The organism is Saccharomonospora saliphila YIM 90502 (assembly GCF_000383795.1).
Classification (GTDB): Bacteria; Actinomycetota; Actinomycetes; order Mycobacteriales; family Pseudonocardiaceae; genus Saccharomonospora; species Saccharomonospora saliphila.
The window spans coordinates 241,359-249,343 of record NZ_KB912728.1 but is presented as its reverse complement, the minus strand read 5'-3'; the positions used below and the strand labels follow the sequence as shown (position 1 = coordinate 249,343).

Genomic DNA, 7,985 nt, shown 5'->3' with positions numbered 1-7,985 from the left:
CGCGGGCGGGCGATTCGGCGCGCCCGCCCGCGCCGCTTCGGGGACCGGTGCGCAGGTTCAGTCGGGCTTGAGCGGACCGCGGACGGACGCTCGAGCGGCGTCGCCGACCGTGAGGACGTCGGGCAAGAACCGAGCGAGTACGGCCCGGGCTTCCCGGCGGTACCGCTGTCCTCGTGGGCAAGGAGGCACGCCGTGTTCCGGGAGCTGGCCGAGTTCCACGACTGGTTCGCACAACGCGCGAACGCGAACACCTACGACATCTCGACCGTCGACCTCGACCAGCTCGACGGCTGGTACTTCGCCGACGACACCGGGAACCTCGTCCACCGCAGTGGCCGGTTCTTCTCGGTCGAGGGGATCGAGGTCGACACCGACCACCGCGAGGTCGTGTCGTGGACGCAACCCATCATCCGCCAGCCCGAGATCGGGATTCTCGGGATCGTCGTCAAGAACATCGACGGCGTCCCGCATTTCCTGATGCAGGCGAAGATGGAGCCGGGCAACATCAACCAGCTCCAGCTCTCCCCGACCGTCCAGGCGACGCGCAGCAACTACACCCAGGTGCACGGTGGCCACGCCGTTCCCTACCTCGAGTACTTCCTGAGTCCGCGACCGGGCCGGGTCGTGTTCGACGCCCTCCAGTCGGAACAGGGCTCGTGGTTTCTGAACAAGCGCAACCGCAACATGATCGTCCTGGTCGAGGACGACGTCCCGCTGCGGGAGGACTTCTGCTGGCTCACCGCCGACCAGCTCCGCGACCTGGTGCACGTCGAGAACGTGATCAACATGGACTCGCGCACGGTGTTGTCCGGGATGCCGTTCCTGTTCCCCGGCTCGTCCGAGCAGCGCGCGCTGCACACCACCGAGGAACTGCTCAGCTGGTTCACCGAGGCGAAGTCCCGCTACCGGCTCGACCGGCGACTCGTGCCGTTGTCCGACGTGAAGTACTGGGTCCGGTCGCGCCGGGACATCTCCCACGAACTCGACCTGTTCTTCCGGGTGATCGGCGTCCGGGTGCGCGCGAGCAGCCGCGAGGTCCGCGAGTGGTCCCAGCCCATGTTCGCCCCGGTCGGACGGGGCGTGATCGCGTTCGTCGGCAAATGGCTCGCCGGTTCGCTGCACCTGCTGGTCCACGCGCGCACCGAGCCCGGGACCGGCGACGTCGTCGAGATGTCGCCGACCGTCAACTGCTGCCCGGACAACTACGCGGACTTCCCGGCCGAGGACCGGCCGCGCTACCTCGACTACGTCCTGGAAGCCGCACCGGAGAACATCCTCGTCGACGTGCTGCATTCGGAGGAAGGCGGACGCTTCTACCACGCCGAGAACCGCTACGCGCTGATCCTGGCAGGCGACGACTTCCCGACCGAGGTTCCCGACGACTACGCCTGGATGACCGTGGACCAGCTCACCCACTTCGTGCGCTACAGCAACCACGTCAACGTCGGCGCACGATCACTTCTGACCTGCATCACCCGGTCTCACGATGGAGGCCTTCCGCGATGAGCGACCCCACGACGACCGTACCCGGAACCGATACCGGCCACGCACCCGGCGACGCGCGGTTCACCAGCGCACTCGCGCACTTCCCCAGCGGAGTCACGATCGTCACGACCGTGGACTCCTCCGGCACGCCGCACGGCTTCACCGCGACCTCGTTCTGCTCGGTCTCGCTCGACCCGCCACTGATCTGCGTGTGCGTGGCGCACACGGCACGGTCGCACCGCTACTTCGACGGGGCCCGCCCGTTCACGGTCAGTTTCCTCACGCCGGGCCACACCGAACTCGCCCGGCGCTTCGCGAGCAAGGCCGACGACAAGTTCGGCGGCGGCGGGTTCCGGCACACCCACACCGGAGGCGTGGTGGTCGAGGGCGCGCTCGCCGTGCTGGACTGCGCCACCTACTCCCGCCACGACGCCGGTGACCACACCATGCTCGTCGGCAGGGTACGGCGCGTCGAACTCGGTGAGGGTGAGCCTCTGGTGTTCTGCGACCGGACGTTCCACCGACTGGCCGAGCTGCGATGACCGGCGAGAACCCGATCCGCCTGGGCCTGCTCGGCTGCGCCGACATCGCGCCCCGCCGCATCCTGCCCGCCGTGTCCGCCACCCCCGGCATCGACCTGGTGGCCGTCGCCAGCCGCGGTCTGGCCAAGGCCCGCACGGTCGCGGAGCGCCACGGGGCGACGGCGGTCGAGGGCTACGAGCGCCTCCTCGAACGGGACGACGTCGACGCGGTCTACCTCCCGCTCCCGCCGGGGCTGCACGCCCCGTGGGTCCGGCGTGCGCTGATGGCCGGGAAGCACGTTCTCGCGGAGAAACCGCTGACGACCTCGCTGGCCGACACTCTCGAGCTGACCGCGCTGGCCCGCGCCACCGGCCGTGTCCTGCGCGAGAACTTCATGTTCGTGCACCACTGCCAGCACGAGCACGTCCGGCGCCTGCTCGCCGACGGCGCGGTCGGCCGGCCGCGGCTGTTCAGCGCGGCCTTCGCCATACCCCGCCGTCCGCCCGGCGACATCCGGTACGACCCCGAGCTCGGCGGTGGCGCCCTCGTCGACGTCGGGGGCTATCCGTTGCGCGCCGCGCAGCTCGTGCTCGGACCCGGCTTCCGGGTCACGGGCGCGGCGCTGCGCCACGAGAGCGCACTCGGCGTGGATACCGGAGGAACGGCACTGATCTCCTACGGCGACGGCGTTCTCGGCCAGCTCTCGTTCGGGCTCGACCACCGCTACACGTCCCGCTACTCGATCCTGGGCGACACCGGCAGGCTCACCCTCGAACACGTGTTCACCACGCCCGCGGGCCACCGGCCCGTCGTCCGGATCGACCGCCAGGACCACCAGGAGGAACTCGTGCTCCCGGCCGACGACCAGTGCGCGAACGCCATCGCGGCGTTCGCGCACGCGGTCCGCCACGGCCCCGCGCACGACGACACGATCCGCGTGCAGGCCGAGGCTGTGGACCGGCTCCGGCGACACGCCACCGCACAGGACGACGACACCCACAAGGACACAACCGCGCGACCGAATGGGGCACCGAATGGGTGACAAGAAGCACGACATCCTGGACCTGGTCCGGAAGTACCACCAGGACCGGACGGACGACGCCGAGTTCACGCCCGGCGCCACCCCGCTGCTCGCATCCGGGGCGACCCTCAACGAGGACGATCGTGTCGCACTCGTCGAAGCCGCGCTCGAGATGCGGATCGCGGCCGGGGCCTCGTCGTTGCAGTTCGAACGCCGGTTCGCCCGGTTCTTCAAGCTCCGCAAGGCCCATCTGACCAACTCCGGGTCGTCGGCCAACCTGGTCGCCCTCACCGCGCTCACCTCGCCGCAGCTTGAGGAGTACCGGCTCCGGCCGGGAGACGAAGTGATCACCGTGGCCGCCGGCTTCCCCACCACGGTGAACCCGATCCTGAACAACGGACTGGTGCCGGTGTTCGTGGACGTGGAACTCGGCACCTACAACACCACTCCGGAGCGCATCGCGGCGGCGATCGGGCCGCGCACGCGCGCGATCATGATCGCGCATTCGCTCGGCAACCCCTTCGCCGTGGAAGAGATCGCCCAACTGGCGCAGGACCACGACCTGTTCCTCATCGAGGACAACTGCGACGCCGTCGGCTCCACCTACCGGGGCAAGCTGACGGGCACCTTCGGCGATCTCGCGACCACCAGCTTCTACCCCGCCCACCACATCACCATGGGCGAGGGCGGGTGCGTGGTCACCGACAACCTCGTGCTGGCCCGCCTGGTCGAGTCCGTGCGCGACTGGGGGCGGGACTGCTGGTGTGAACCGGGGCAGGACAACAAGTGCATGAAGCGCTTCGACATGCAGCTCGGCAGCTTGCCACACGGGTACGACCACAAGTACGTCTTCTCGCACGTGGGATACAACCTCAAGTCGACCGATCTCCAGGCCGCGCTCGGTCTCAGCCAGCTCGAACGCGTCGAAGAGTTCGGCCGCATCCGCCGCCGCAACTGGCAGCACCTGCGCGAGGCGCTCGACGGACTGCCCGGACTCCGCATGCCGGAACCCACCCCGGGCAGCGACCCGAGCTGGTTCGGCTTCGTGCTGACCGTGGAACCCGATGCCCGCTACACCCGCAAGGCCCTGGTCGACCACCTGGAGTCCCGGCGCATCAGCACACGGCGCTTCTTCGGTGGCAACCTCACGCGGCACCCGGCGTACTCCGACGTGACCTACCGGATCGCCGAACCGCTGACCAACACCGACATCGTCACCGAGAACACCTTCTGGATCGGGGTCTATCCCAGCCTCGACACCGAAATGATCGCCTACATGGCGAACACCATCATCGAGTTCGTCCGCGCGGCGCACTGACCCGCCGCCGGGAGCGCGGCCGGAGGAAATCCCGCCCGACCGGATCTCCGTCCGCGTTCCCCGCGTGAGCCCTTCCAGCCGGGCGCCGCGTCCGCGGCCGCCCGGTTTCGTCGTCGGCCGGGCAGGCCCGGAGCCGGTACGCGCTCCGGGCACACATCCACATCGGGCGGTCCTCCCACCTCAGCGCAGCAGCTCGCAGTACAGTTTGTGACTCTCCGCGGACGGGTCGATGCCCAGCTCCTCGCTCAAGGTGCTCTGCAGGATCCGGTACACCCGAAGCGCGTCGCTCCTGCGGCCACTCCGTTCGAGCGCACGCATCAACTGCTGGTAGAACCATTCGTCCAACGGATACTTGCTCGTCAGCGACCGCAACTCTCCGATGAGATCGCGGTGCAGTCCCAACGCCATTTCCGACTCGATCGCGAACTGAAGCGTATTGCGGTACTGCTCCTGGAGATCGGTCACGTACACCTCGAGAACGGAACCGAGACGAACGTTGGCCAGCGGCCGTTCGGTCCACAGGTTCAATGCCCCACGGAGCAAATGTGAGGCATCCTCGTGGTCGCCGGTCCGGAAACATTCCAGGCCCTGCCTACGCAGAATCCAGAACTGTTCGAGATCGAGCTGTTCGGGGTCTACCCGCAAGACATATCCGGGCGCCTGTGTCGCGAGCATGCTTTCCGCGTCGGCGAGCCCCTCCCGCTCGATCAGGCGACGCAACTGATAAATGTATGTCTGAATTGTCGTGAGCGCGCTGCGCGGTGGATTCTCACCCCACAGCTCCTCCAGCATCGACTCGGTCGGCACGGTGCGGTTCGCCCGCACGAGCAGCATTCCGAGGACCTGGAGCACCTTCGGGGTGCGCAGAGCACACTCGCGCCCACCCTTCCAGATTTCGAGCGATCCGAGTGTGTAGAATCTGACGTAGTTCCGGTCGTGAGCGGCTCGATCGCGAGTCCACACCCGCGGAGCCGACGCTCTAGAACTCATAGAATCCTTGTCTCTCGTCGATTCGAAAACGACCACTCTCACCATCCCCCAATTTGCAACGCACAGGTGGACCGGGCGTCACGCTTCCCGACGCGAGACACGGACCGATACCCGCGACCACGACCCGATCGAGCAACGATCGTCCAGCCGGAAGACTATCAGCCGGACGCGAGATCATCAATCGATGATGATCTTATCCGGCACGGTGCCGACACACCGATAACCGGGGTGGACACAGTTCAGCGGAGAGTGTTCACCGAAGTTTACCGGGCGTAACCATAAGGAAACCGGGCTTCGAGTCGGACATCGCTCCCGAACCGTCACGAGGACGAATATTCTTAGGCCACACGGAGCACGTCCGGGGAGGCCCGGAACAAATCCACAACACTCGGCCGCCCCGGAATGGAACGCGGTTCGCATTCAACGGAACGCGGCCGGGCGGAGCCGGGCGCTCCCCCGTCGGCGTGCCCGGCCCGGCCTCGCACCGCGCCTTCCGGCTCAGCTCCGCATGCGGGCCGCATCGCGGATCGTCATGAGAGTTCCGGCCAGACTGTCGCGTTCGGATTCGGACAGGCAGCCGAACGTCCGCGCCTCGAGCTCGGTCCACACCCGACGCACCCGGGGACACAGGCCGGAGCCTTTGGCGGTGAGCTCCACCATCATCGAGCGCCGGTCGACGGCCGAGGGGCTGCGCACGACGAGCTCCATGCGCTCCAGCGCTTGAAGGGTCGTGGTCACCGTCGACCGGTCGCGATTGAGGTAGCGCACCAACCGCTGCTGCGGCACGGGACCGTGGTCTTCGAGATAGAGCAGGATGACCTCTTGCGGCGCGACCAGCCCGATCTCCGCGAGCATCGCGCTCGCGACCGCGGCGTGAGCGCGAACGACCTGCAACAGCAGCGAGCTCAGCGGACCCTGTTCTACGCGCACGCCCGCCTCGAGATCGACATCGTCGGCTCCGGCCTGTGTTGGCATGCCAACAGAATACACGGCATACTGTTGGCGTGCCAACTACGAGCTCGGTGAACGACCGCGTCGACCCGGCCCTGATCCGCCTTGCCGCCGTCCTGATGGTCGGGGGCATCGCGTCGCTGCTGAACACGACGATCGTGGGCGTGTCGCTCGACACCATCGGAACGGACCTCCGGGCGAGTGTGGCCGAGGTGCAGTGGGCCGCCAGCGGCTACCTCCTGGCGCTGGCGGTCGTCGTTCCCACGATGGCCTTCCTCGTCGACCGGATCGGGGGCCGCAGGCTGTGGCGCATCAGCCTGGTCCTGTTCACGGTCTCCTCGCTGCTGTGCGGAGCGGCATGGTCGGCGACCAGCCTCATCGTCTTCCGCGTGCTCCAAGGGTTCGGGGGCGGACTGATCCTTCCACTGCTCCAGACCATCCTGGCGACCGCCGCCGGGCCGAACCGGCTCGGCCGGGTGATGGCGCTGGTCGCCGTGCCCGGCCAGCTCGCCCCGCTCCTCGGGCCGATCCTCGGCGGCATGTTGATCGACGGACCGGGATGGCGATGGGTCTTCTGGATCAGCGTTCCCCTGTGTGTGCTCGCTCTCGTCCTGTCGTGGCGCAAGCTTCCCGAGGTGGTCCCGGCCACCGACCGGCAACCGCTCGACCTGGGGGGTCTGGCGCTGCTCTGCCCGGGCCTGGCGTTGCTGCTCTACGGCTCGACGCGGCTCACCGCCTCGGCGGGGGTGCTCGCGGCCGGACTCCCGGTCGGAGCGGGGCTCGTGCTGTTGTGCTGGTACGTGCTGCACACGCGCCGCCGTACGGTTCCCCTCGTCGACCTGAAACTGTTCCGCTTCCGCTCGTTCGGCCTCGCCTCGGCGTTGATGCTGCTGGCGGGCGCCTCCATCTTCGGGCCGATGGTGCTGCTTCCGGTGTTCTACCAGCAGGTGCACGGCGCCTCCGGCATGGAGACCGGCCTGCTGCTCGCGCCGCTCGCGATCGGCACCATGGCCGCCCTGCCCACCGCGGGCAAGCTGACCGACCGGCTGGGCCCCCGGCCGCTGCTGGTGACCGGCATGGCGATCGCCTCGATCGGGACGGTGCCGTTCGTCGTCGCCCCCACCGCCGACCATGTCCTGCTCGGAACGGCACTGTTCATTCGAGGACTGGGGCTGGGCCTGGCGACGGTGCCGATCACCGCCGCGGCATACAGCCAGCTCCCCGCCGAGCTCATCCCGCAGGGCACCACGCTGATCAGCATCGTGCAGCGGATCGGTGGTTCGTTCGGCACGGCTCTGTTGCTCACCCTGCTGCACAGCCGGATCGCCTCGGGATCGTCGGTCGAGCAGGCCCACGGGTTCACCCTGGCCTGCACACTGGGTCTCTCGTTGATCGCGCTGATTCCCGCGGCCTTCATGCCACGCCCGGCGACGGCCGAGTCCACGCCGAATGCTCGGAACTGACCGGCGCGAATCCGGCCGGGCCCGTCCACGATGTGAGAAGTCCAGGTCGGGTGCGGGCCGGTCCTGCCTAATCTGGAGCCGTCCCGCCGCCGGCAGGGCGGCATCACCGAGACGTCGTGTACGGAGCGTCCGTGTCCCTCTCGTCCCCCTCGACCGAGCAGCACACCACCCCGGCGGGAGCCGGCGCGCGCACCCGGGCGGGCCTGCTGCGCTCGCCGACCTCGTGCGCGGCGCC

Annotated in this window: 7 protein-coding genes; 5 read left to right on the top strand and 2 right to left on the bottom strand. The window is 68.4% G+C overall.

The window, feature by feature from the left end:
* The first annotated feature begins 192 nt into the window (after positions 1-192).
* From SACSA_RS0120150 to rfbH, 4 genes are read left to right on the top strand one after another with little or no spacing between them, the layout of a single operon-like run.
* The gene (locus tag SACSA_RS0120150; protein ID WP_019819607.1) at positions 193-1,506 is read left to right on the top strand and encodes an NDP-hexose 2,3-dehydratase family protein; all 1,314 of its coding nucleotides are present in this window, start codon (positions 193-195) and stop codon (positions 1,504-1,506) included.
* Complete coding sequence (locus tag SACSA_RS0120145) at positions 1,503-2,027, top strand: flavin reductase family protein (RefSeq protein ID WP_019819606.1); 525 nt, start codon at positions 1,503-1,505, stop codon at positions 2,025-2,027. The genes SACSA_RS0120150 and SACSA_RS0120145 overlap by 4 nt, the downstream gene beginning before the upstream one ends.
* Positions 2,024-3,049: a Gfo/Idh/MocA family protein gene (locus SACSA_RS0120140; RefSeq protein ID WP_019819604.1), complete on the top strand. Its 1,026-nt coding sequence runs from the start codon at positions 2,024-2,026 to the stop codon at positions 3,047-3,049. The genes SACSA_RS0120145 and SACSA_RS0120140 overlap by 4 nt, the downstream gene beginning before the upstream one ends.
* Complete coding sequence (gene rfbH / locus SACSA_RS0120135) at positions 3,042-4,346, top strand: lipopolysaccharide biosynthesis protein RfbH (RefSeq protein ID WP_019819603.1); 1,305 nt, start codon at positions 3,042-3,044, stop codon at positions 4,344-4,346. Before SACSA_RS0120140 ends, rfbH begins: the two co-directional genes overlap by 8 nt.
* 180 nt (positions 4,347-4,526) lie before the next feature.
* Here the strand turns inward: rfbH and SACSA_RS0120130 are convergent, their stop codons facing one another.
* Both SACSA_RS0120130 and SACSA_RS0120125 read right to left on the bottom strand, forming a co-directional pair.
* The gene (locus tag SACSA_RS0120130) at positions 4,527-5,336 is read right to left on the bottom strand and encodes an AfsR/SARP family transcriptional regulator (protein WP_048877017.1); all 810 of its coding nucleotides are present in this window, start codon (positions 5,334-5,336) and stop codon (positions 4,527-4,529) included.
* 498 nt (positions 5,337-5,834) lie between these two features.
* Entirely contained in the window at positions 5,835-6,311 is a 477-nt protein-coding gene (locus SACSA_RS0120125; RefSeq protein WP_019819599.1) for a MarR family winged helix-turn-helix transcriptional regulator, read from the bottom strand.
* A 29-nt stretch (positions 6,312-6,340) separates the two neighbouring features.
* Here SACSA_RS0120125 and SACSA_RS23945 point away from each other — a divergent pair, with 29 nt between their 5' ends.
* Positions 6,341-7,750 (top strand): MDR family MFS transporter, encoded by a 1,410-nt coding sequence (locus tag SACSA_RS23945; protein WP_157597044.1) that lies wholly within the window; start codon positions 6,341-6,343, stop codon positions 7,748-7,750.
* The last annotated feature ends 235 nt before the right edge of the window (positions 7,751-7,985 follow it).